This is a genomic window from Halomonas eurihalina, assembly GCF_008274785.1.
Taxonomy (GTDB): Bacteria; Pseudomonadota; Gammaproteobacteria; order Pseudomonadales; family Halomonadaceae; genus Halomonas; species Halomonas eurihalina.
The window spans coordinates 110,695-131,950 of sequence record NZ_VTPU01000002.1 but is presented as its reverse complement, the minus strand read 5'-3'; the positions used below and the strand labels follow the sequence as shown (position 1 = coordinate 131,950).

General features: G+C 64.9%; 20 protein-coding genes. 8 read left to right on the top strand and 12 right to left on the bottom strand.

Going from position 1 to position 21,256, the window contains the following annotated elements:
- Positions 1-11: 11 nt before the first annotated feature.
- From pcaF to FZZ93_RS03550, 4 genes are all read right to left on the bottom strand, one after another.
- Complete coding sequence (gene pcaF, locus FZZ93_RS03565) at positions 12-1,220, bottom strand: 3-oxoadipyl-CoA thiolase (protein WP_149320953.1); 1,209 nt, start codon at positions 1,218-1,220, stop codon at positions 12-14.
- Positions 1,221-1,263: 43 nt separating this feature from the next.
- Complete coding sequence (locus tag FZZ93_RS03560) at positions 1,264-2,052, bottom strand: CoA-transferase subunit beta (RefSeq protein WP_149320952.1); 789 nt, start codon at positions 2,050-2,052, stop codon at positions 1,264-1,266.
- Positions 2,052-2,870, bottom strand: a complete 819-nt coding sequence (locus FZZ93_RS03555; protein WP_149320951.1) for a CoA transferase subunit A — start codon at positions 2,868-2,870, stop codon at positions 2,052-2,054. Before FZZ93_RS03555 ends, FZZ93_RS03560 begins: the two co-directional genes overlap by 1 nt.
- 215 nt (positions 2,871-3,085) lie before the next feature.
- Positions 3,086-4,453 (bottom strand): class-II fumarase/aspartase family protein, encoded by a 1,368-nt coding sequence (locus FZZ93_RS03550; protein ID WP_149320950.1) that lies wholly within the window; start codon positions 4,451-4,453, stop codon positions 3,086-3,088.
- 154 nt (positions 4,454-4,607) lie between these two features.
- Between FZZ93_RS03550 and FZZ93_RS03545 the strand changes: the two genes are divergently transcribed.
- On the top strand, positions 4,608-5,387 hold the full coding sequence (locus tag FZZ93_RS03545) for an IclR family transcriptional regulator domain-containing protein (RefSeq protein WP_149320949.1): 780 nt from the start codon (positions 4,608-4,610) through the stop codon (positions 5,385-5,387).
- A gap of 103 nt (positions 5,388-5,490) precedes the next feature.
- On the top strand, positions 5,491-6,450 hold the full coding sequence (locus FZZ93_RS03540; protein ID WP_149320948.1) for an AEC family transporter: 960 nt from the start codon (positions 5,491-5,493) through the stop codon (positions 6,448-6,450).
- A 52-nt stretch (positions 6,451-6,502) separates the two neighbouring features.
- On the opposite strand, the gene FZZ93_RS03535 is transcribed toward FZZ93_RS03540, so the two are convergent.
- Positions 6,503-7,435, bottom strand: coding sequence for a LysR family transcriptional regulator (locus FZZ93_RS03535; RefSeq protein ID WP_149321054.1), 933 nt, complete (start codon positions 7,433-7,435; stop codon positions 6,503-6,505).
- Between the two features lie 143 nt (positions 7,436-7,578).
- Here FZZ93_RS03535 and FZZ93_RS03530 point away from each other — a divergent pair, with 143 nt between their 5' ends.
- The gene (locus FZZ93_RS03530; RefSeq protein ID WP_246146095.1) at positions 7,579-8,427 is read left to right on the top strand and encodes an SDR family oxidoreductase; all 849 of its coding nucleotides are present in this window, start codon (positions 7,579-7,581) and stop codon (positions 8,425-8,427) included.
- Positions 8,428-8,757: 330 nt separating this feature from the next.
- On the opposite strand, the gene aroQ is transcribed toward FZZ93_RS03530, so the two are convergent.
- The 6 genes from aroQ to FZZ93_RS03500 form a co-directional block, all read right to left on the bottom strand.
- Positions 8,758-9,192, bottom strand: coding sequence for a type II 3-dehydroquinate dehydratase (aroQ, locus tag FZZ93_RS03525; protein ID WP_187774454.1), 435 nt, complete (start codon positions 9,190-9,192; stop codon positions 8,758-8,760).
- A 30-nt stretch (positions 9,193-9,222) separates the two neighbouring features.
- Positions 9,223-12,207 carry a bifunctional [glutamate--ammonia ligase]-adenylyl-L-tyrosine phosphorylase/[glutamate--ammonia-ligase] adenylyltransferase gene (gene glnE / locus FZZ93_RS03520; protein ID WP_149320946.1) on the bottom strand — a complete coding sequence of 995 codons (2,985 nt, stop codon included), beginning with the start codon at positions 12,205-12,207 and terminating at the stop codon, positions 9,223-9,225.
- A gap of 85 nt (positions 12,208-12,292) precedes the next feature.
- Positions 12,293-12,664 (bottom strand): diacylglycerol kinase, encoded by a 372-nt coding sequence (locus FZZ93_RS03515; protein ID WP_149320945.1) that lies wholly within the window; start codon positions 12,662-12,664, stop codon positions 12,293-12,295.
- Positions 12,665-12,675: 11 nt separating this feature from the next.
- A complete protein-coding gene (gene dacB / locus FZZ93_RS03510; RefSeq protein WP_246146094.1) occupies positions 12,676-14,127 on the bottom strand; it encodes a D-alanyl-D-alanine carboxypeptidase/D-alanyl-D-alanine endopeptidase in 1,452 nt (483 codons plus the stop codon).
- An 85-nt stretch (positions 14,128-14,212) separates the two neighbouring features.
- Positions 14,213-14,542: a DMT family transporter gene (locus tag FZZ93_RS03505; RefSeq protein ID WP_149320944.1), complete on the bottom strand. Its 330-nt coding sequence runs from the start codon at positions 14,540-14,542 to the stop codon at positions 14,213-14,215.
- Positions 14,539-14,964, bottom strand: coding sequence for a PACE efflux transporter (locus FZZ93_RS03500; protein ID WP_246146092.1), 426 nt, complete (start codon positions 14,962-14,964; stop codon positions 14,539-14,541). The genes FZZ93_RS03505 and FZZ93_RS03500 overlap by 4 nt, the downstream gene beginning before the upstream one ends.
- A gap of 111 nt (positions 14,965-15,075) precedes the next feature.
- Here FZZ93_RS03500 and FZZ93_RS03495 point away from each other — a divergent pair, with 111 nt between their 5' ends.
- Positions 15,076-15,978 (top strand): LysR family transcriptional regulator, encoded by a 903-nt coding sequence (locus tag FZZ93_RS03495; RefSeq protein WP_246146090.1) that lies wholly within the window; start codon positions 15,076-15,078, stop codon positions 15,976-15,978.
- A gap of 3 nt (positions 15,979-15,981) precedes the next feature.
- Here the strand turns inward: FZZ93_RS03495 and trmB are convergent, their stop codons facing one another.
- Entirely contained in the window at positions 15,982-16,671 is a 690-nt protein-coding gene (gene trmB / locus FZZ93_RS03490; protein WP_149320943.1) for a tRNA (guanine(46)-N(7))-methyltransferase TrmB, read from the bottom strand.
- Positions 16,672-16,858: 187 nt separating this feature from the next.
- Here trmB and FZZ93_RS03485 point away from each other — a divergent pair, with 187 nt between their 5' ends.
- The 4 genes from FZZ93_RS03485 to FZZ93_RS03470 all read left to right on the top strand — a co-directional run bounded on the left by FZZ93_RS03485 (position 16,859) and on the right by FZZ93_RS03470 (position 20,972).
- Positions 16,859-18,751, top strand: a complete 1,893-nt coding sequence (locus tag FZZ93_RS03485) for a beta-ketoacyl synthase (protein ID WP_149321050.1) — start codon at positions 16,859-16,861, stop codon at positions 18,749-18,751.
- Positions 18,748-19,227, top strand: a complete 480-nt coding sequence (gene coaD / locus FZZ93_RS03480) for a pantetheine-phosphate adenylyltransferase (RefSeq protein ID WP_149320942.1) — start codon at positions 18,748-18,750, stop codon at positions 19,225-19,227. The genes FZZ93_RS03485 and coaD overlap by 4 nt, the downstream gene beginning before the upstream one ends.
- 90 nt (positions 19,228-19,317) lie before the next feature.
- Positions 19,318-19,566, top strand: a complete 249-nt coding sequence (locus FZZ93_RS03475; RefSeq protein WP_149320941.1) for a YfhL family 4Fe-4S dicluster ferredoxin — start codon at positions 19,318-19,320, stop codon at positions 19,564-19,566.
- Positions 19,567-19,652: 86 nt separating this feature from the next.
- Positions 19,653-20,972, top strand: coding sequence for an MATE family efflux transporter (locus tag FZZ93_RS03470; RefSeq protein ID WP_149320940.1), 1,320 nt, complete (start codon positions 19,653-19,655; stop codon positions 20,970-20,972).
- Positions 20,973-21,256: the final 284 nt, after the last annotated feature.

The window sequence follows — 21,256 nt, the reverse complement described above, 5'->3', positions numbered from 1 at the left end:
TCCCTTCCCTCTTACGCCCTTTCGATCAGCGTGGCGATACCCTGCCCCACCCCGACGCACATGGTGCACAGCGCATAGCGCTTGCCGGTGCGTTGCAGTTCGTGGGCGGCGGTCATCAGCAGCCGCGCACCGGACATGCCCAGCGGATGGCCTAAAGCGATGGCACCGCCGTTGGGGTTGACCCGCGGGTCGTCGTCTTCGAGCCCGAGATCGCGCATGCAGGCCAGCGCCTGGGCGGCGAAGGCTTCGTTGAGTTCGATGACGTCGATTTCGTCGAGGGAGACGCCGGTACGCGCCAGCAGGCGGCGCACGGCGGGCACCGGGCCGTAGCCCATGATGCGCGGTTCCACGCCGGCAGTGGCCATGCCGACGATCCGCGCCATGGGCGCGAGGCCATGCTGTTCCACGGCCTGCTGGCTGGCTACCAGCATGGCGGCGGCTCCGTCGTTGACGCCGGAGGCGTTGCCCGCAGTGACGCTGCCGCCTTCTGCCTTGAAGGGCGTCGGCAGCTTGGCGAGCTTCTCGACAGTGGTGCCGGCACGCGGGTGCTCGTCGGTGTCGAAGACCAGCGGTTCCTGCTTGCGACGCGGAATCTCGATGGCGACGATTTCCTCGGCGAAGCGACCGGCCTGCTGGGCCTCGGCGACCTTGGCCTGAGAGCGCGCGGCGAAGGCGTCCTGGTCCTCGCGGGAAATGCCGAACTGCTCGGCCACGTTCTCCGCGGTTTCGGGCATCGAGTGGGTATCGTAGACCTTCTTCATCAATGGATTGACGAAGCGCCAGCCGATGGTGGTGTCCTCGATCTGCTGCCCACGGGCGAAGGCGGTCTCGGCCTTGCCCATCACGTAGGGCGCCCGGGACATGGACTCCACGCCACCGGCCAGCGCCAGCTCCATTTCACCGGCCTTGATGGCGCGAAAGGCCGTGCCCACCGCGTCCATACCGGAGCCGCACAGGCGGTTGAGCGTAGTGCCGGGCACCGAAGGCGGAAGACCAGCCAGCAGCGACGACATGCGTGCCACGTTGCGGTTGTCCTCACCGGCCTGATTGGCGCAGCCCATGAAGACTTCCTCGATCGCCTCGGGAGCCAGCCCAGGCGCCTGGGCCAGCACGGCCTTGAAGATATCGGCGGCCAGGTCGTCTGGGCGCACGCTTGCCAGGGTGCCGCCGAAGCGACCGATGGCACTGCGGCGCGGATGACAGATGAAAGCATCACTCATGATTCACTAATCTCCTGAAATTCGCCTCTAGAACACGCCGCTCTTACTGGCCGCCATGGGCACGGGCAGTCCTATCCTTGAGTTCACGCAGCACATCAAGCTCGCGGGCACTGGGCACCGGTGTGCTCTCCAGCGTCTCGGCGAAACGGATCTCCCAGCCAGTGGCCTCCTGGACCTGCTCGGCGGTCACGCCCGGATGCAGCGACACCACCACCAGTTCCTTGGTTTCGGGATCCGGCTTCATCACGCACAGGTCGGTGATGACCCGGGTCGGCCCCTTGCCGATGTTGGGCACGCCATCGCGGCCCTTGCCGTCGCGGCCGAAGCCCAGGGTGGTGACGAAGTCGACCTCATCGACGAAGGTGCGTTTGGAATGCTTGAGGGTAATGAACACCTCACCGGCATTGGTGGCGATCTCCGGCGCGCCACCACCCCCCGGCAGGCGTACCTTGGGTGCGGTGTAATCACCGATCAGGGTGGTGTTGAGATTGCAGTAGCGATCGATCTGGGCGGTGCCCAGAAAGCCCACGTCGACCTTGCCGCCCTGCAGCCAGTAGCGGAACATCTCGGGCACCGAGACGGTGGTCAGCGCAGTCTCGCACAGCTCACCGTCGCCGATGGACAGCGGCAGCACGTCCGGCTTGGTCTGCAGGGTGCCAGATTCATAGATCAGCACCACATCGGGGGCATGGGTCAGCCGCGCCAGATTGGCGGCCTCCGACGGCAGCCCGATACCGACGAAGCAGGTCATGCCATTTTCCAGGGCACGCGCCGCCGTGACGGTCATCATCTCGGAGGCGGTGTAGTCCGGGTGATTGTCGACAGAACTCATCAGGCATTCCCCCCTGCGTTCATGACGTTGTCGTCGATCCACTGGGTGAAGGTATCGCGGTCGCGCGCGATGGCGTCCCACTCCTTGTAGAAGTGGTTGTCGCGCGGGTAGTAGCCATGCGCGTAGGACGGCAACGAGCCCTTCTCGGCGACGCTGATGGCGTCGATCGCCCAGCCCGGAATCACGCAGGCATTGGGGTGCGTCTCGAGGTCGTCGACGATCTCCTCGACGGTGACGATGCTGTGCCTGGCGGCCAGCACGGCTTCCTTCTGCACACCGACGATGCCCTCGACCAGCACGTTGCCGGCCCGATCGGCTTTCTGGGCGTGCACGATGGAAACGTCCGGCCGTACCGAAGGCACGGCGGCCAGACGTTCGCCGGTGAAGGGGCATTCGATGAACTTGATCTGGTCGTTGACGCGGGGCAGCTCGCTGCCCACGTAGCCGCGCAACACGGCCAGCGGCAGCCCGGCGGCGCCGGCCTCGAAGGCGCACGCCATCGCGGCGTGGCTGTGTTCGAGGATCTCGATCTTGTGCGGCCAGCCCTTTTCGACGGCGTCACGCAGGCGATGCAACGACCCGACGCCCGGGTTGCCACCCCAGGAGAAGATCACCTTCCTGGCGCAGCCGGCACCGATCAGCTGGTCATAGACCAGATCCGGCGTCATGCGGATCAGCGTCAGATCGCGCTTGCCCTGGCGAATGATCTCGTGTCCGGCAGCGAAGGGAATCAGATGGGTGAAGCCTTCCATGGCCACGGTGGCGCCGTCTTCGACGTAGCGTGCCACCGCATCATGCAGGCTGAGGATCTCGGCCATGATGGTTTGCCTCTGGTTGAATCGCGCACCGGCGCTTGTCGCAACGCCTCATGGGCACCGAGACTCGTCACTCGGCAAGGTGCGCTGTACGAACATAGGTTTGTTATACGAACAAAATAATCCGCCAGCCCCGGCCCGTCAAACGCGCACGAAAAACGGGGGCAGGTGTTCCCTGCCCCCATTCAGGACGTTTCTTTCACTTGATTTTCAGTATATTAGCGATTTTCCAACCAAGCCCGAGCACGATCCACCTGTGCCTGGCTGCTACCAAGGTATAACGACGGATCCGTGGCCGCCTCGAGATCCGCCCGCCCGATTTCGCCCGACAGCTCACCATGACGCGACGCCATCAACGCCTCGAGCGCATTGGCATACGGGACCCGCTGCTGGCGTGCCTGCTCCGCCGCCTCCGCGGCCAGGGCCTTGGCCTGTTCCGGCCCCAGGTGAGGCGTCAGCAACCTGGTGACCGGCTCGGCCATGATCGCGCCACCGGTCACCGCGAGATTGCGTTGCATGGCCTCGCCATGCACCTCCAGCCCCTCCAGCAGCACGGCAGCCTGTTCGAGGGCTCCCTCCAGCAATAGCGCACTGTCGAGCAGTGGCGCCCATTCGGCATGCCACTCGCCCAACCCGCGCTCCAGCGGCTGGGCCATGGCATTGAGTATGACCGTGGTGTGGCCATGGATCTGACGACAGGCGCCCCGGATCATCGCGCAGCGCACCGGGTTACGCTTGTGGGGCATGGACGACGACTCGCCCATGCCTTCCCCGGCGGGCTCGGCCACCTCGCCGAGCTCGGTCTGGGTCATCAGCGACACGTCCAGCGCCAGCTTCTCGACGGCCCCGGCCGCACCATCGAAGGCCGTCGCCAGGGCATGGACCGGCTGGCGATCGGTGTGCCAGGGCAACACCGGCGCCGAGAGGCCCAGGCGCTCGGCGAGGCCGTCCATGACGCTAAGGCCGAGGGTCTCCCAGCCCGGCCCGTCTAAACCAGAGTGCACCCCCACGGCCCCACCGAACTGTACGGGCAACCCCGGTTCGGCCAGGGTGGCGAGACGGCGGCGCGCCTGCTCCATCCCCAATGCCCAGTGGGCCACCTTGACGCCGAAGGTGATCGGCAACGCCTGCTGCATCAGGGTACGCCCGACCATGGGCGTCCGGGCGTGGGCCTCCATCAGCGGCAACGCCGCGCGTCGACAGCGTGCCAGCAAGGCATCCAGACTTTTCAGGCGTGGCGTCAGCAAAAGCATCAGGGCAGAATCGATCACGTCCTGGCTGGTCGCGCCAAGATGCCAGTACGGCTTGAGATCATCGGGGAGCGCTGCTCGTCCGGCCTTGACGAAAGGAATGGCGGCGTTGCCGCCGCTGGCCACACCCTCAGCTATTGCGCCCGGGTCGAAATCGTGGCTCTCGAGACAGGCCCGCATGCGGCGGCTGACATCGGCGGGAATGGCGCCCTCGGCCTCCTGGGTCTCGGCCAGGGCCAGTTCGAAGGCCAGCATGGCCCGGACGAAGTCCTCGTCGCGGGACGCGGCAAGACCGCTCTGGCTCATGAAGGGATGCTGAATCAGGGCGTCGGGCATGGCAGGCTCTCCACTGGCAGGAACGGCCGGCTCTCGCAGTGAGTCGGCGCTTCACTTGACATAAGTCGCACAGGTGTTCGCAATTCGAACAATTATGCTAGATTGAGGGCGAGCGACCTAGCAAGTCGACATGAACCATAGCGAAGGCACCCTCATGCAAGACGATACCCTGACCCCCGATGATCGCGACTTCGTGACAGCGCTGGCCAGCGGCCTCGAGGTCATCCAGGCCTTCGACGACGAAACCCCGCGCATGACGTTGAGCGAAGTCGCCGCCAAGACGGACATGAACCGAGCCCGTGCTCGCCGCTTCCTGCTGACGCTGCATGCCCTGGGCTACGTTCGCAAGCAGCAACGTCACTTCGAGCTTGCCCCCAAGGCACTGCAACTCGGGTATGCCTTCCTGTCGGCCAACAACTACCGTTCGGTGATCCAGCAATACCTGGAGGACATCACCGATGAAATCGGCGAGTCTTCGTCGATGGGTGTGTTGGACAGTGACAATGTGATCTATGTGGCCCGCTCTTCCGCCAAGCATCGCCTGATGGCGATCACCCTGTCGGTCGGCACACGCCTGCCGGCGGCCTATACCTCGATGGGGCGTGTACTGCTGTCGCAGTTGCCGGATGACGAACTGGCCCGCTATCTCGAACAGGTGAAGCTCGAGCCGCATACCGAACGCTCCATCACCGATACGACCCAGTTGCGAAACTGCATCGAGCAGGTACGCCAACAGGGGTACAGCATCGTCGATCAGGAACTGGACCCGGGACTGCGCTCCCTGGCGGTCCCGGCCTTCGACGCCAACGGCAAGCTGCTCGGTGCCATCAACATCAGCACCAATGCCGCGCGCATCGACTTCGACACCCTGACACAGTCATTCCTGCCGCTACTGCGGGACAAGGTGCAACTGATCCAGGCCCATGTCAGCTGAGCACAACGCCTGACACCTGACCCCGCCACCCTCAACATGCCGCAGGCAGAGCATCGCGCGGCCTTTCACACGAGACGGGAGCACAGCGGCAAGGAGGCCTCGAATGCTCGACATTCTCGCTATCACCACCCCGATCTTCGCCATCATCGGCCTTGGTTACCTGGCCCGGGCCGGCCGCATCATTGGTCATGAGCCGTTGCAGGGCATCGGCATCTTCGTCATGTACTTCGCCCTTCCGGCGCTGGTCATACGAGCCCTGACCCAGAACCCGCTAGGCGAGGTCTTCGATCCCGACTACCTGTTGGCCTACGGGGCCGGCTCCCTCGTGGTGTTCGCGCTCGGCCTGGCGTTCACCCTCGGGTTGGAGCACAAACCCCTGGGCACCGGTGCCATCCAGGCCCTGGGCATGTCGGCGTCCAACAGCGGCTTCATCGGCTACCCGGTAGCCGCCATGGTGCTGGGATCCCCCGCCGCGATGTTCCTCGCCTTGAACATGCTGATCGAGAACCTACTGATCATTCCCTTGGCCCTAACCCTTGCCGAGCTGGGCCGCCAGACCGGCAATGGCTTCCGCGGGACACTGCACCAGACAGCTCTTCGCCTGGTGCGCAACCCCGTGCTGATCGGACTGCTGATTGGTGTTCTGCTCGCCGTAATGGGCCGCCCCATCCCTGCTCCCCTGACCAAGGCCATCGATATGCTGGCCGGTGCCGCCGGCCCCGCTGCACTCTTCGTGATCGGCGGCTCGCTGTACGGCCTGCGCCCCAAGGGCATGGTCCGGGACATGGGCCAGATCGCCATCGGCAAGCTGGTGCTGCACCCGTTGGCGGTGTTCGGCATTTTCCTTCTGCTGCCGGATATCGACCCACTGCTGCTTACCGGCGCCCTGCTGTTCGCCTGTGCCCCGATGATCAGCGTCTATCCGATATTCGGGCAGCGCTTCGGGCTGAGCGATATCACTGCCGCCGCCCTGATGGTCAGCACCCTTGGCTCCTTTGTGACCATCAGCCTGGTGCTGTGGCTGATGCGGCATAGCAGCCTGTTCGCCCTGTCCTCCGGCTAGCTCGAAAGCGTGTCCCATGGCGGTACATGCATGCTCCTGAACATGAATCGGGCTACCGCCTTTCTCGCCAGCCATCCCAAGGCGGGAAAGGCGACACCTCCTCGAGCACAAAATCCATGAAGGCACGCACCTTGGGTGCCCTGAGCCGGCGCTCGGACGTCAAGACATAAAGCTCGCGATGGCCGGGCATGACCTCGCCACGCCATGCCTCGAGCAGCGCCACCAGAGTCCCCGAGGCCAACTCCTCAGCGATCAGCCAGGTGGGGAAAATGACCAGCCCCTGGCCAAGAAGCGCCGCCCTCAGCAAGCTCTCGGCATCATTGCTGACGAGGCTACCATCGACCTCATGGGCGACTTCCCTCTCCCCGTCGTCCTGCTGGAAATACCAACGCTGGCGGCCCAGCTCTCCCTGATAGATCAGGCAGTCATGCTCGACAAGTGCCTCGGGAGCTTCCGGCCTTCCCCGCCTTGCCAGGTAGTCGGGTGACGCTGCGACGACGTAGTTCATCGGCGCCAGTTGCCGTGCAATCAGCGATGAATCGGATAAATTACCGACTCGGAAGGTAATGTCATGGCCTTCGCGCACCGGGTCAACGACGTGATCGCTCAACTGCAGCTCCGCCTTGATACCCGGGAAACGGCATTGAAAGCGATGAAGCAACGGCACGATCTGGCGCTGGCCGAAGGCCACCGGAGCATTGATGCGCAACACACCACTAGGTTCCGCCTGTGGTTGATTCAGCGCTTCGGTTGCCATGTCGAGGCGTTCGAGAATATCGCGCACCTCTTCGTAATAGCGCCAACCGGCCTCGGTCAGAGTGACGGCACGGGTGTGCCGATAGAACAGCGGCTGCCCCACCGATTCTTCCAGTCCACGAATCTGTCGCGAAACGGATGATACGGCGCGGTGAAAATGGTACGCGGCGGCGGTAAAACTGCCGGTGGCGGCGACACGTTCGAATACGCGCAGGGCGTTCAAGTCCATCGCATCAAGGCTCATTGTGTTGCGCTCTACGCAATAAAGATTTGCAATACTACCGATTGTAGCAACAGTTGCCCTCTATCAAACTGCATCCATCGATCTGGCGTGAAGCCGGATCTTCTCGAACTTCCAAGAGGGCACCGATCATGCGCAAAGGCACAGCACTCGTTGTGGGCGCCACCGGTATCACCGGCGGCAATCTGGCTTCTTATCTGGTTGCCAGCGGGTGGACCGTTTACGGTCTATCGCGCCGAGCCACCGAACAGAGCGGCGTGATTCCCGTTGCCGCCGATCTGCTGGACAAGCCGGCCACCGAGCAAGCGCTCGCCGGGCTGCCGATCACACACGTTTTCTACTGCACCTGGATTCGTCGCGACGACGAGAAGGCCAACGTCGAGGCCAACAGCGCGATGATGCGTCATCTATTCGAAGCGCTCGATAGCGATAACCTGCAACATGCCTCACTGGTGACAGGCACCAAACAGTATCTTGGATCGTTCGAGGCCTATGGTAGCGGGCGTATCGAGACTCCGTTCCGTGAATTCGAGCCGCGCGTGCCGGGCGATAACTTCTACTACGCCTTGGAAGACGTGCTGTTCGAGGCCGCCGAGCATCACGGCTTTGCCTGGAACGTGCACCGACCGCACACCGTGATCGGATATGCCCGCGGCAACGCCATGAACATGGGCACGACGATTGCCGTTTACGCCTCGATCTGCAAGGCAACTGGCCAGCCGTTCGTATTTCCGGGATCGCAGACTCAGTGGAATGCGCTGACCGACATGACCGATGCACTCGTGCTGGCACGGCAGATGGAATGGGCGGCGACCACGCCGGGCGCAGCGAATCAAGCCTTCAATACAGTCAATGGCGATGTCTTCCGCTGGCGCCGCATGTGGCAAGAGATCGGCGAATACTTCGGCCTCGAGGTGGCTGACTGCCCCGAGACACCACAGCCGCTGGAGAATCAGATGGCTGACGCGGCATTGACCTAGCGCGAAATCGCCGCGAAGCACGATCTCGTCGAGCCGGACGTCGGCAAGCTGGCTTCCTGGTGGCACACCGATGCCGACCTGGGTCGCGACCAGGAATGTGTCAACGACACCACCAAGTCCCGCGACTTCGGCTTCGACCATTTCCGCGAGACACGCGGCGCCTTTTTTGATCTATTCGATCGGCTTCGCGCCGAGAAGATCATCCCCTGAGATTGGGAAGGCAGGATCGATGAATGAAGCCCTGGGCTTTAGTCTGCCTGCAGCTCAGCCGTCCCGTTAAGGGCTATAAATCCGGCGCAAGTCACCACCGAAGCTGGTCCGACGTGTCGTTCATCCAGCCGCGATCAATGCCTCCAGGGCAGCATGATAGCCCTGACTGCCGAGGCCGGCGATCACCCCGTCGGCCCGCAGCGAGACATAGGAGTGGTGGCGAAAGGCCTCGCGCTTGTGGACGTTGGATAGGTGCACCTCGATGACTCGGCCATCGAAGGCGTTGAGGGCGTCGAGAATCGCCACCGAGGTGTGGGTATAGGCCGCCGGGTTGATGATGATCGCGTCGGTTCCGTCGAGGCGGGCAGCATGGATGGCATCGATCAGTTCGCCCTCGTGGTTACTCTGACGGCAGGCGATCTCCCAGCCGGCCTGGGCCGCCCGCTCGCGCAGGGCATTGTCGATATCCGCCAGGGTCTCGTCGCCGTAGATCTCCGGCTGACGCGTACCCAGCAGGTTGAGGTTGGGGCCATGCAGGACCAGGACCTTGTGCATCGTGATGGTTTCCTTATCGATGAGCCGGTTTCATGAGGCCGGCTCGAGCAGCCGTTCCCACACCGCGATGACGGCATCGCAATGCGCCTGGAAGTCCTCGACACTGCCACGGGCCGGGTCGCCCGTCAGGGCCGAGCGATGGGATGCCGTGCGGCAGGCCAGGTAGGCCTCACGAAGCCGGCGACAGTCGTCGGCCGGCAGTCGGCCGGTCTCCTCCAGGGTTTCGAGGATGCGCATGTTATCGCTGTAGGTGAGCAGTTCGGGCGTTTCGTGCCCCATGGCCAGTACCGCGTACTGGCACAGGAATTCAATATCGACCATGCCGCCCGGGTCATGCTTGAGATCGAAGCTGCCGGCTTCACTCTTGCCGGCAAGATGCTCGCGCATCCGGTTACGCATGGCCACGACCTCGCTCCGCAGCTCGCCGAGGTCGCGTTCGCCGCCGAGGATATCGCAGCGAATCTCGGCGAAACGCTCGCTCAACGTTTCGTGGCCCGCCACCACGCGTGCCCGAACCAGAGCCTGATGCTCCCAGGTCCAGGCTTCGCGGCGCTGGTAATCGGCGAAGGCGTCGAGGCTCGAGACCAGCAGCCCCGAGTTGCCCGAGGGACGCAGGCGCATGTCGACCTCGTAGAGGCTGCCCGCCGGTGTCATCGCCGTCAGCAAATGGATGATGCGCTGCCCGAGCCGGGTAAAGAACACGGCGTTGTCGATAGGTCTCGGGCCGTCGGTGCTGCCCTGCCCGGCACCATCGTGCAGGAACACCAGATCCAGATCCGAGCCATAACCAAGCTCGATGCCTCCGAGCTTGCCGTAGCCGACGATCAGAAACTCCGGCACCTGGTCGCAGCGACCGCCCTCTCGGCGCTCGGGAACGCCGTGCTTGCGGGTCAGGTGCTTCCAGGCCATGGCCAGCACCGCCTCGAGCACCACTTCGGCGATATAGGTCAGATAATCGCTGACCTTCATCAAGTGGCGCGTCCCGGCGATGTCCGAGGCGGCAACGTGCAGCACCTGGGCATGCTTGAACACCCGCAGTGCCTCGAGCTGGCCTTCCTCGTCATCCTCGGGAATCCGCCCCAGGGTCTGGCGCAGCTCGTCGGCCAGGCGCTCCTTGTCCGCCGGGGTATAGAGGGTATCCGGGGTGAGCAGCTCGTCGAGCAGGATGGGGTAGCGCGCCAACTGCTCGGCGATCCAGGGACTGGCGCTGCACAAGCGCATGAGGTGCTCGAGCGCCACCGGATTCTCGCGCAGCAGCGCCAGATAGGCGGTGCGCCGCAGTACCGCCTCGATCAGCGGCAATACACGCTCCAGGGCAGTGTCGGGCGCGTCGCTGTCCGCGGCGGCCTCCAGCAGCAACGGCATCAAGGCATCGAGGCGCTCGAAGCCGATGCGCTGCATGCTCTGGACTTGACGGGAACGACGCAGCGCCATCAGCCGACGATGGCTGGCCGCCGCCGCGACGAAACCGCCGGTCTCGAGCAACGCCAGGGCCTCCTCGTCGTTTTCATGGCCACGCCACAGGGCGCGCCACTCCTCGAGATCGACGCCACTGTTCGAGTCCGCGGCCCCATCGTCCTGCTCCGCCTCCTCCTCGGGATCGGCGATCACCCCATCGAAATGCCGACGCACCCGGGCGCGAACTTCGTCGAGACGCCCCATCACCGCCGGCCAGTCTTCCATGCCTAATCCCAGGGCGACGCGCTCGCGCTCGATCTCGCCTTCGGGCAGGGTCTGGGTCTGACGGTCTTCGAGCGCCTGCAGGACATGCTCCAGATCGCGCAGGTAGCGGTAATCCGGTTCGAGCTCGTCGACCACCCCCTGCGGCAGCAGCCCCAGTGCCGGCAGTCGTTCGAGCGCGGCGCGCAACGAGGTCACCTGAAGCTCGGTATCGCGCCCCCCGCGAATCAACTGGAAGGCCTGGACCACGAACTCGACCTCGCGAATGCCGCCGGGGCCGAGCTTGATGTTGTCCTCCATACCGCGGCGCTTGACCTCGCGATTGATCATCGACTTCAGTTCACGCAGCGACTCGATGGCGCCGAAGTCGAGATACTTGCGATAGACGAAGGGCCGCAGGCTCGCCAGCAATTCATCGCCAGCGTCGAGGTCGCCAGCCACCGGCCGCGCCTTGAGCATGGCGTAGCGCTCCCACTCCCGGCCTTGATCCTGATAGTAGCTGGCCAGGGAGGCAAAGCTGCCGATCAGGGGGCCACCATCCCCCAGAGGGCGCAGCCGCATGTCGACCCGAAAGGCGAAGCCATCGGCGGTCATCGCGTCCAGCGCGGCAATCAGCTTCTGGCCGAGCTTGGTGAAATATTCCTGATGTTCCAGCGACTTGCGTCCACCCTGGGTCTCGCCCTTCTCTGGAAAGGCGAAGATCAGGTCGATATCGGAAGAGAGATTGAGCTCGCCGGCGCCCAGTTTGCCCATGCCCAGCACCACCAGGCGCTGCTCGCTGCCGTCGGCTCGCGCGGCGGGGCGTCCCCAGCGCGGCTCGACGTGCTTCTCGAGCCAGCTCAGGGCCGCCTCCAGGCAGATCTCGGCCAGGCGCGACACGGCGCCGCTGGTGCGCCACATGTCGATGCCCTCGGGGCGCGTCAGGTCGCGCCACACGATGCCCAGCATGCGGGCCTGCCGAAAACGCCGGATGGCAGCGTGCATGGCTGCCTCGTCCTCGGCGTCTTCGAGGCGCTCCTCGAGCGACTCGCGCAGTGTCGCCTCGGAAGGCACTACATCCAGCTCGCCCTCGGCATCCAGGTGGGCGAGCCAGTCGGGATGGCGCACCAGTGTTTCCACGGCGAAGCCGGAAACGGCCAGCACTCGGGCCAACTGTTCGCGCCGCCCGGCCGACAGCGCCGTCCAGCACTCGCTGGGTGCTTCCTGGCCCTGCATCGAGGCCAGGTTGTCGGCCTGCTCGAGCGAAGCGGCAAGACGCTCCCATGTATGCCGCAGCGCCGAGGTCAGCGGTTCGGGAATGGCATCCAGGGGCAGAAAATCAGCGGGCAGGGCCATGGGCGTCTCGTCGTCGGCTGGCGAATGCCCTCAGCATAACCAAGCCGGCGCCCCTGACACTAGGCACTGTCCGAAAAGTGTCCCGTCAGCCCAGGAACTTGTCCCACACCAAAAGTCCCCAGGTCAGGCCAGCGATGATCAATGCCAGCATCACCGCCGCCGAGCCGATGTCCTTGGCACGCCCGGAGAGCTTGTGACGCTCCGGACCGATGCGATCCACCACGCTCTCGACAGCGGTGTTGAGCAACTCGACGATCAACACCAGCAGGCAACTGCCGACCAGCAGGATCCACTCCACCGGCTCCTCGCCGATCCACCAGGCCAGCGGTATCAACACCAGGCAGAGGCCAATCTCCTGACGAAAAGCCGACTCGTAGCGATAGGCCGCCCTGAGCCCCTTGAAGGAATAGCGAGTGGAATGCACCAGATGGCGAAAGCCGGTGTGTCCAGGTTTCATGGTCGGGGTTCCTAGTGTGACTCAATAAGTTGGGCCAAATCCTCGGAAAGACGTTCCAGCACCATCGTCCAGTTGAGATACGGCGTCGACTCGGTGCCGTTGACCAGCACGGTGAAGGCACCCCAGCGATTCGAACGGGTGCGGAAGTAGCCGGTCATCGCGCGCACCCGCACCGGTTCGTTGAGGGTGCCGGTCTTGATCATCACGCGCTGCTGGAAGCTTGCCGGCCCCTTGCGGATGAAACGCATCACACCGTTGCTGGGTGACTGCAGGGCAGCCACGAAGCTGGGAAACAGCGACGGCTGATCGAACATGTAGGCCAACAGGCTGTTCACGCCACTGGCGGTGGTGCGATTCTCCGGTGTCAGGCCACTGCCGCTGCGCAGCGTCAGCGGGCCATGGCCGGGAATGCCGGCAGCGAAGGCTTCGATAGCCGCGCCGCCCTGCTCCAGGCTTGGACGCGGGCCGTTCGCCATGTCCAGCGCCAGGACGTCGGCCATGAAGTTGTTGGAGTAATTGAGGGTCCGCAGGAGGATTTCCTGGAGGGGCTTGCCATCCACCGCCGCCAGCTGTGGCGCCGAGCCCGGCGGCTGCACGGTGCTGGTGGAATACCCGCCACGGACCTGGATACCGGCACGTTCGAGCATCGCCATCAGCAATTGCGCCGTCTGGTCGGCCGGATCGGCACTGGCGCGATAGAGGTCCCGAGGATGGGCGTTGGTGGAAATCTGGCCACTAAGGCGCATCACGTCGCCACCGCCCTCGGTCAGTCGCAGTGCAGATAGCTGGGTGCCGCTGTCGGCGGCCTTGGTGTCGACCCGGTTGTCGATGCCCGGCAGCAGAACCTTGCTGTCACAGCCGGTGACCACGGCGGACGCGCCGGGTGCCGAGCCCGGGGCGACATGCACGCACCAGTTGCCGAAGTTGATGCCCGCGGAGGAAAGCAAGGCGCTGTAGGCGTTGTCCACCTGGCGACGTGCCTCGCAGCGATCGGTGGTGATGCACTCCACCGGGCCGAAGCGCCACTGGCTGACGATTAGTTGCCCCGTCACCTCGCGCACACCGGCCTGATGCAGCCGCTGTACCAGCCGCCACAGGTCCTCGCTGGTCAACGCCGGATCGCCCCCGCCATCGAGGACCAGATCGCCAGCGAGCATGCCATCGGGGCCGGGCTCGGCAGTACCGACCAGGCGCGTGGTGAAGCGGTGCTGGGGGCCAAAACGGTCGAGGGCCGCCGCGGCCGTGTATACCTTGGAGACCGAGGCCGGCGACAGGGAAAGGGTCGGCGACAGACTCGCCAGGGTCTCGTCCGCTCGATCCCCCGTGCCCAGCAGGCGTGCCTCGGCACTAATGCGGAAACCATCGTCGGTCAGCGACGAGAGTCGTGAAAACCCCGAGGCCATGACGGACAACGGCAGCAATGACAAGACCAGCAGACAACAGCTCAGCGTGCGATGAAACATGACGGCATCCATGCAGCGTGATTCGGGCAACGGCGCGACTCCGCAGTCTACCCGGGCATGGAGGGCGTTTCGACCGTATCTCGGCTCAGTGTGGCGTCGACGAGGAAAATACCTGAATCACCGCCACGCCGCCGATGATCAGGGCCATCCCCAACACCGCCGGCAGGTCAGGGCGCTCGCCGTAGACCACCATGCCGACCAGCGTTACCAGCACGATGCCAAGCCCCGCCCATACGGCATAGGTGATGCCCACCGGCAGGGTGCGAAATACCAGCGTCAGCAGATAGAAGGCCGTGACATAGCCCACCACCACCAGCACGCTCGGCCAGAAGCGAGAGAATTCTTCCGATGCCTTGAGGGCCGAGGTCGCCACTACCTCGGCGATGATCGCCAGGGCGAGAAACACATAACTCATACACACTCCCCCCGCGCTAGTCGCCGGCGCATGATGATGTGGTCGAAAACCGTGTTGAAAACCATGGCGTAGGCCAGGAAGAACAGCATGAAACCGAGGTCCAGCCAGAAGGCCTCGATAATCCCGATGCTGAGCCACCATGCGACCGCCGGCAGCGTCATGATCAAAAGCCCCAGCTCGAAGCCGAAGGCCTGGGCCATGCGCTGGACGAGAGAGCGACGGCGTGTCGGCACCCAGACATCGAAGAGCCGGTTCCAGATCAGGTTCCAGAGCATGGCGGCACTTGCCAGCCCCACCGCCAGCATGCCGATCTCGCCCAGGCCGTGCCCAGTCAGCCAGCTCGCCAACGGCGTCACCATGACCAGCCCTCCTGCCTCGAACAGCACGGTATGCGTGACCCTTTCCTTCCAGGAGCGCATCATGACCTCCCTCAGTGCAAGTCGGTCGGGCCACCATGGCCTCGACGCGGCTCCCTATTCTGCCCATCATGATGATGGGTTCCAGTTGGAATCCATCTCTTTTTCAGATAGGTCATGAGCATCATGCGCTGGAACCTCGACCAGTTGGAAATCCTCATCGCCTGCGCCGAGCGAGGCTCCTTCTCGGCGGCGGCCCGCTATCTGGGTCGTGCCCAGTCCGCGATCAGCACCGCCATTGCCCACCTGGAGACCGATCTCGATTGTCGGCTGTTCGACCGTACGGGACGCATGCCCCGCCTCACCGAGGCCGGCGAGGCGCTGCTCCACGAGGCGCGGGCCGTGATTCGCCAGTGCCAGCGTCTCGAGTCACGGGCCCGAGCCATCGGCCAGGGCGAAGAGGCCCGGCTGGTGTTGGCCATCGACGAGGCGCTGGTGGAAATGCCGCCGGTGGACGAGACCCTGGAAGCGCTGGCCGGCCACTATCCGGCCCTGCAACTGACGCTGCTCTACGGCGCCCAGGGTGATATCGCCGGTTGGGTGGAGGACCGCACCGCCGATCTCGGCATCCTGCTGCGCCAACAGGACCAGGGACCACTGCTGGAAGGCATCCGCATCGCCCACCTCCAGCAGGCCCTGGTCGTGTCACGCCACCATCCCCTCGCCGAACGGGTTGCCCCGTCGACGGGCGACCTGGCCGGGCACCGCCAGCTGCTGATCGCCTCGCGCAGCGAGGGGGACGCCTGGCAACCGCTGAGCGCCCAGTTCTGGCGCCTCAACAGCTTCTACTCCATGGCCGAGCTGGTGACCCGGGGGCTCGGCTGGGCCCTGGTGCCGCAGCACATCGCTCAGTATCCGCCCTTTCGCGACGATCTCATCCACCTGGCCAGCGATGCGCTCGGCACCCCGCCGGTCATCGAGGTCGAGACGGTCTCCCGCCGCGACAGCGGGCGCGGCCCCATCGCCCAGTGGCTGCAACGCACCCTGGGCGAGCGGTTTCGCGATCACCGATTCAGATAACGCCTACGCGACAGGCAGCAGCTCGGGACGATGCGGCAGTTCGCTCACCAGCCGCCAGAGTGACTGGCCGCTGCGCCGGTATTTGTCCTCGAAGGGCGTCAGCGGCTCGCCTTCAGGCTCGAAGGCCTCGACCTGTGCCTCGACGCCGGTGGCCTGCTGCAGCGCCAGGGCGAACTCCTCGACGTAGAGCTGCCAGTTGGAACGCAGCTCGAGCCGCCCTCCCAGGGCCGGGATGGCCGGAAAGATCGGATGGCCATGCCAGCGCATCTTGAGATGCACCGACTTGGGATAGGGATTGGGATACAGCAGATAGTGCCGCGCCGGCTGCCAGCCCTCGGCCAGCGCCAGCCGCCAGAAATCGACCAGGTCGGCACGCACCAGCAGGGCGTTGTCGGGCAGCGGGCCGTGGTCCCGCGACAGGCGCTCGGCGCTGCGGTCAATACCGATCACCGCACATTCGGGATGAGCGCTGGCCAGGCGTCGGGTCGACAGCCCCACCCCGCAGCCGGCATCGAGGATCAGCGGCATCCGCTCCCGGGCACCGCGCCAGTGCTCGGCTCGCTCGAAGGCCTCGCGGGTGTGTTCGGCCACGGGCTTGCGCAGCGGATGTTGCAGCGCCCGCTCGACACGGCGTGTCAGATCCCGGTGGGGGCCAGGCTGATTGGAGGTAATGGCGCGGGAATGTGCAGTCATGGAGGGAACCGATGGCGATAACGACGGTCGGGCATTCTAGCAGTCTCTATCGTCCCGGCGCAGTGGCCCGGCATGACGCCACGGCGGGCCGGGTGCTATGATCCATGGCCTATCAAGAGATGATTCTGCCCTGCTATTTCAATCCAACGAGGAACCCGGCTTGTCACACTTACCGGTGATCGTGGGCATGGGCGGCGTGAATCCCGCCGGCCGTACCTCGGGCCATCAGGCGTTTCGCCGCACCGTGCTCGACGCCCTGCCCGATGATGACCAGGCCCAGACCCTGCTCGGCCTGGCGGCGATGATGCGCCTGGCCGACGCCCAGGCCGATGGTGCCTGGCACGACGCCGACGGGCACCCTATCGACGCCGCCACTCTCGTCGAGCGTACCCGCCAGCGCGTGCTGGACCACACCCTGATCCGCCGCATCGAGGATCCCCGCTTCAACGCCGAGGGCCTGCCCGCCAATCGCCGGGCGACGCTCGCGCTGGACGCGCCCCTGACCTTTCGCGTGCGCCGTCGCCAGTTGCCCGACGACCTGCCGCCGACCTGGCAGGTCCGCGAGATCGACCGCCGGAACATGGAGGTCACGGTGCCGGCCGGCGAGATGGACGTCATGCTGCCCGAGACTCGCCCCGCCCAGGTGCGCGCCGCCGGCCAGTTGCCCTCGGGCTTCGAGCCCAGCCGCTTCTACCGCAGCGTGCATCACCCGCGCGGGCTCTCCATGGCGATCTTCGCTGCCAGCGACTGCCTCGGCGACAGCGGCCTGACCTGGGATGATCTACGTGATCGCCTGGATCCCGACCAAGTCGCGGTATACGCCGGCAATTCCATCGGACAGCTCGACGACGAGGGCTGGGGCGGGCTGCTCAAGAGCTTCGTCTCCGGCAAGCGGGCCACTTCCAAGCAGATGCCGCTGGGCTACGGGCAGATGCCCGCCGACTTCCTCAATGCCTACGTACTGGGCAGCGTGGGCGGCACAGGCGCGGCGCTGGGCGCCTGCGCCAGTTTTCTCTACAACCTGCGCCTCGGCGTGGACGACATCCGCGCCGGGCGTCGTCGCGTCGTGATGGTCGGCACCTCCGACGCGCCGATCACCCCGGAAGTCATCGAGGGCTTTCGCGCCATGGGCGCACTTGCCGATGACGACAGCCTGCGCGCCCTGGATGCCCTCGAACTGCTGACCGACGCCGACTACCAGCGCGCCTGCCGCCCCTTCGCTCGCAACTGCGGCTTCACCATGGGCGAATCCAGCCAGTTCCTGATGCTGATGGACGACGCCCTGGCCCTGGAGGTCGGCGCCGACCTCCTCGGCAGCGTGCCCGATGTCTTCGTCAACGCCGACGGCTGGAAGCGTTCGATCTCGGCGCCGGGAATCGGCAACTACATCACGCTTGGCAAGGCGGCTTCGCTGGTGCGCGACATGCTCGGCGAAAACGCCCTGCGACACCGCACCTTCCTGCATGCCCACGGCACCAGCACACCCAAGAACCGCGTCACCGAATCCCACGTCTTCGACCTGGTCGCCCAGGCGTATGGCATCGAGGACTGGCCGGTGACGGCCATCAAGGCCTTCGTCGGTCACTCCCAGGGCGGCGCCGCCGGCGACCAGTTGGCCAGCGCTCTGGGCAGCTTCGCCCATGGCCTGCTGCCAGGCATTCCGACCCTCGACGCCGTGGCCGACGACGTCTACACCGAACGGCTGCGCTTCTTCCGCGATCCCCTGGCCTTCGAGGCGGACGCCGCCTTCATCAACGCCAAGGGCTTCGGCGGCAACAACGCCACCGGTGTGGTGCTCTCGCCCGGCGTCACCGAGCGCCTGCTCACTGCTCGTCACGGCGCGGCCGCCATGGCGGACTGGCGAGCCCGCCGCGAAGCTACCCGAGAAGCCGCTGCCGACTACTACCTCGATGCCGATCGCGGTCATTTCGCACCCCGTTACCGCTTCGGCGAGGGTGTGCTCGAAGGTCCCGAGCTCGATGTCAGCGATGATGCCATCCATATCCCGGGCTATGCCCGGCCGGTTTCACTGGCCGTGGACAACCCCTTCGGCCGGCTCGACGACGGGGAGGATTCATGAACACTGCCGTTTATCCTGGAACCTTCGATCCCATCACCAACGGCCACTACGACCTGATCGAGCGCGCGGCTCGCCTGTTCGATCACATCGTGGTGGCTATCGCCTCCAGTCCCGGCAAGGCGCCGACTCTGGATATCGACGCCCGCATCGCCCTGGCCCGCAAGGTGGTGGAACACCACGACAACGTCGAAGTAGTCGGCTTCTCGGGCCTGCTCACCGAGTTCATGCGCCAACGCCAGGCCCGCATCCTGCTGCGCGGCCTGCGCGCGGTCTCCGACTTCGAGTACGAACTGCAGCTGGCCAACATGAATCGCGCCCAGATGCCGGAGCTTGAGACCGTCTTCTTGACGCCGGAAGTGGAGAACTCCTACATCTCCTCCACCCTGGTGCGCGAAATCGCGCGCCTCGGCGGCGATGTATCGCAGCATGTCCATCCCGAGGTCGCCGAAGCGCTCAAGAATCGCTACAATACCTGACCGTGACACTCGGGCTTATGCCCGAAGCCTCCATAGCTCCCAGATCCGCGTCGAGCCCGCCCGAGCGGCTCGATGTTCGTGAGGTACTCCATGGCCCTGATGATCACCGACGAGTGCATCAACTGCGACGTCTGCGAACCTGAATGCCCCAACGATGCCATCTCGCCAGGGGAAGAGATCTATATCATCGACCCCAACCACTGCACCGAGTGCGTCGGCCACTACGACGAACCCCAGTGCCAGCAGGTCTGCCCGGTCGACTGCATCCCCCTCGACCCGGAGCGCCAGGAATCCCGGGACGAACTGATGGAAAAATACCGGGTCATCACCGCCGCCTGACCCGCTACCTTCCCGATGGGGACAAGGGTTGCGCCGCACCGGTTGCGACGCCACCCTATCGGGCTCGCTGACTCTCAGGAGCCGTCGTGTCATCTTCCGCTTCCGCCCATCGACGCGTCTGGGTCCTGGCCTGGCCGATCATCCTCTCCAACATCACCGTACCGCTGCTCGGCCTGGTCGACACCGCCGTGGTCGGCCACTTGCCGGATTCCCGCTATCTGGCCGCGGTCACGCTCGGCGCGACCCTGTTCGGCTTTCTCTACTGGGGCTTCGGCTTCTTGCGCATGGGCACCACCGGCCTGACCTCCCAGGCCGTGGGGCGCGGTGACGACGAGGGCGTACGCAACCTGCTAGGCCAATCGATGCTGCTCGCACTGGCCATCGGGTTCGTGCTGATCCTGGCGGGTGGCCCGTTGGTTGAACTCGGCCTCTGGCTGCTGGACGGCAGCACCGAGGCCTCGACGCTGGCCAGCGAATACGCACGGATTCGCCTGTGGTCAGCGCCGGCGGTGCTGACCAACTACGCCATCCTGGGCTGGTTCCTCGGCCAACAGAATTCCCGGGTAACGCTGATCATTCTGGTGCTGACCAACGCCGTGAACATCCTGCTCGACCTGTTCTTCGTGGTCGGGCTCGGCATGACCAGCGACGGCGTGGCCTGGGCCACGGTCATTGCCGACTACAGCGCCCTGAGCGTCGGTCTCTGGCTGGTCAGCCGTCAATTGCGTCGCCTCGGCGGGCGCTTCCGGCGCGCGCGACTGCTGCGTCTCGACGCCTACGCCGAGCTCTTTCAAGTCAATGCCAACCTCTTCGTGCGCACCCTGGGGCTGCTGTTCGCCACGGCCTTCTTCACCGCCCAGGGCGCGGCTCAGGGCGATACCGTGCTGGCCGCCAACGCGGTGCTGTTGCAGTTCATCATGCTCACCTCCTACGGCCTGGATGGATTCGCCCACGCCGCCGAAGCCCTGACCGGCCATGCCGTGGGCCGTGGCCGCTGGCAGGAATTCGCCCAAGCGGTGCGCGGCGCGACCCGTTTCTCTTTGCTGACTGCCGGCGCCGCCGCCCTGGCCTTCGCGCTGGGCGGTCACTGGCTGATCGCCCTGCTCACCGGCCTGCCGGACGTCCGCGCCAGCGCCAACGAGTACCTGCCCTGGGTGGTGGTCATGCCGCTGATTGCGGTATGGAGTTACTTGCTGGACGGCGTGTTCATCGGCGCCACGGCAATCCGTGAGATGCGCAACAGCATCTTCATCGGCCTGGCGGTCTACCTGCCCGTCTGGTGGCTCACTCAACCGCTTGGCAATCACGGCCTGTGGCTGGCCTTCACCGTCTTCACCACAACACGCTCGGCCGTGCTGATCGCCTATTATCGGCACTATCGTCGGTGGCACTGGCGAGATACCTGAGGACACACCGCCCTCTTCTGTCATTGGACTTTGGTGGCTTTGACAGTTCCCGGGAAGTCGGGCAACTTGATGCTGCCCAACTTCCTGATCTAACGAGATTTCTCAGTATTGTCTGCCACGATGGTAAGGCTGATTGAATAGCCGAGCGTAGTGAAATGCCAGGCACACGAAGCGCAGAAAGCAAGACATAACAAATAGTTAGGCGAGTTTTCCAGCGCCGTGCAACACGGCGATTGGCACGCGCAGGTATTCAAGCCGTATTTCCCTGACCCGAGATGAGGCCC

Bases quoted from the DNA above. Each gene is read 5' to 3' on its own strand.
- pcaF (WP_149320953.1), bottom strand. From the start codon at position 1,220: ATGAGTGATGCTTTCATCTGTCATCCGCGCCGCAGTGCCATCGGTCGC.
- FZZ93_RS03560 (WP_149320952.1), bottom strand. From the start codon at position 2,052: ATGAGTTCTGTCGACAATCACCCGGACTACACCGCCTCCGAGATGATG.
- FZZ93_RS03555 (WP_149320951.1), bottom strand. From the start codon at position 2,870: ATGGCCGAGATCCTCAGCCTGCATGATGCGGTGGCACGCTACGTCGAA.
- FZZ93_RS03550 (WP_149320950.1), bottom strand. From the start codon at position 4,453: ATGCCCGACGCCCTGATTCAGCATCCCTTCATGAGCCAGAGCGGTCTT.
- FZZ93_RS03545 (WP_149320949.1), top strand. From the start codon at position 4,608: ATGCAAGACGATACCCTGACCCCCGATGATCGCGACTTCGTGACAGCG.
- FZZ93_RS03540 (WP_149320948.1), top strand. From the start codon at position 5,491: ATGCTCGACATTCTCGCTATCACCACCCCGATCTTCGCCATCATCGGC.
- FZZ93_RS03535 (WP_149321054.1), bottom strand. From the start codon at position 7,435: ATGGACTTGAACGCCCTGCGCGTATTCGAACGTGTCGCCGCCACCGGC.
- FZZ93_RS03530 (WP_246146095.1), top strand. From the start codon at position 7,579: ATGCGCAAAGGCACAGCACTCGTTGTGGGCGCCACCGGTATCACCGGC.
- aroQ (WP_187774454.1), bottom strand. From the start codon at position 9,192: ATGCACAAGGTCCTGGTCCTGCATGGCCCCAACCTCAACCTGCTGGGT.
- glnE (WP_149320946.1), bottom strand. From the start codon at position 12,207: ATGGCCCTGCCCGCTGATTTTCTGCCCCTGGATGCCATTCCCGAACCG.
- FZZ93_RS03515 (WP_149320945.1), bottom strand. From the start codon at position 12,664: ATGAAACCTGGACACACCGGCTTTCGCCATCTGGTGCATTCCACTCGC.
- dacB (WP_246146094.1), bottom strand. From the start codon at position 14,127: ATGTTTCATCGCACGCTGAGCTGTTGTCTGCTGGTCTTGTCATTGCTG.
- FZZ93_RS03505 (WP_149320944.1), bottom strand. From the start codon at position 14,542: ATGAGTTATGTGTTTCTCGCCCTGGCGATCATCGCCGAGGTAGTGGCG.
- FZZ93_RS03500 (WP_246146092.1), bottom strand. From the start codon at position 14,964: ATGATGCGCTCCTGGAAGGAAAGGGTCACGCATACCGTGCTGTTCGAG.
- FZZ93_RS03495 (WP_246146090.1), top strand. From the start codon at position 15,076: ATGAGCATCATGCGCTGGAACCTCGACCAGTTGGAAATCCTCATCGCC.
- trmB (WP_149320943.1), bottom strand. From the start codon at position 16,671: ATGACTGCACATTCCCGCGCCATTACCTCCAATCAGCCTGGCCCCCAC.
- FZZ93_RS03485 (WP_149321050.1), top strand. From the start codon at position 16,859: ATGGGCGGCGTGAATCCCGCCGGCCGTACCTCGGGCCATCAGGCGTTT.
- coaD (WP_149320942.1), top strand. From the start codon at position 18,748: ATGAACACTGCCGTTTATCCTGGAACCTTCGATCCCATCACCAACGGC.
- FZZ93_RS03475 (WP_149320941.1), top strand. From the start codon at position 19,318: ATGGCCCTGATGATCACCGACGAGTGCATCAACTGCGACGTCTGCGAA.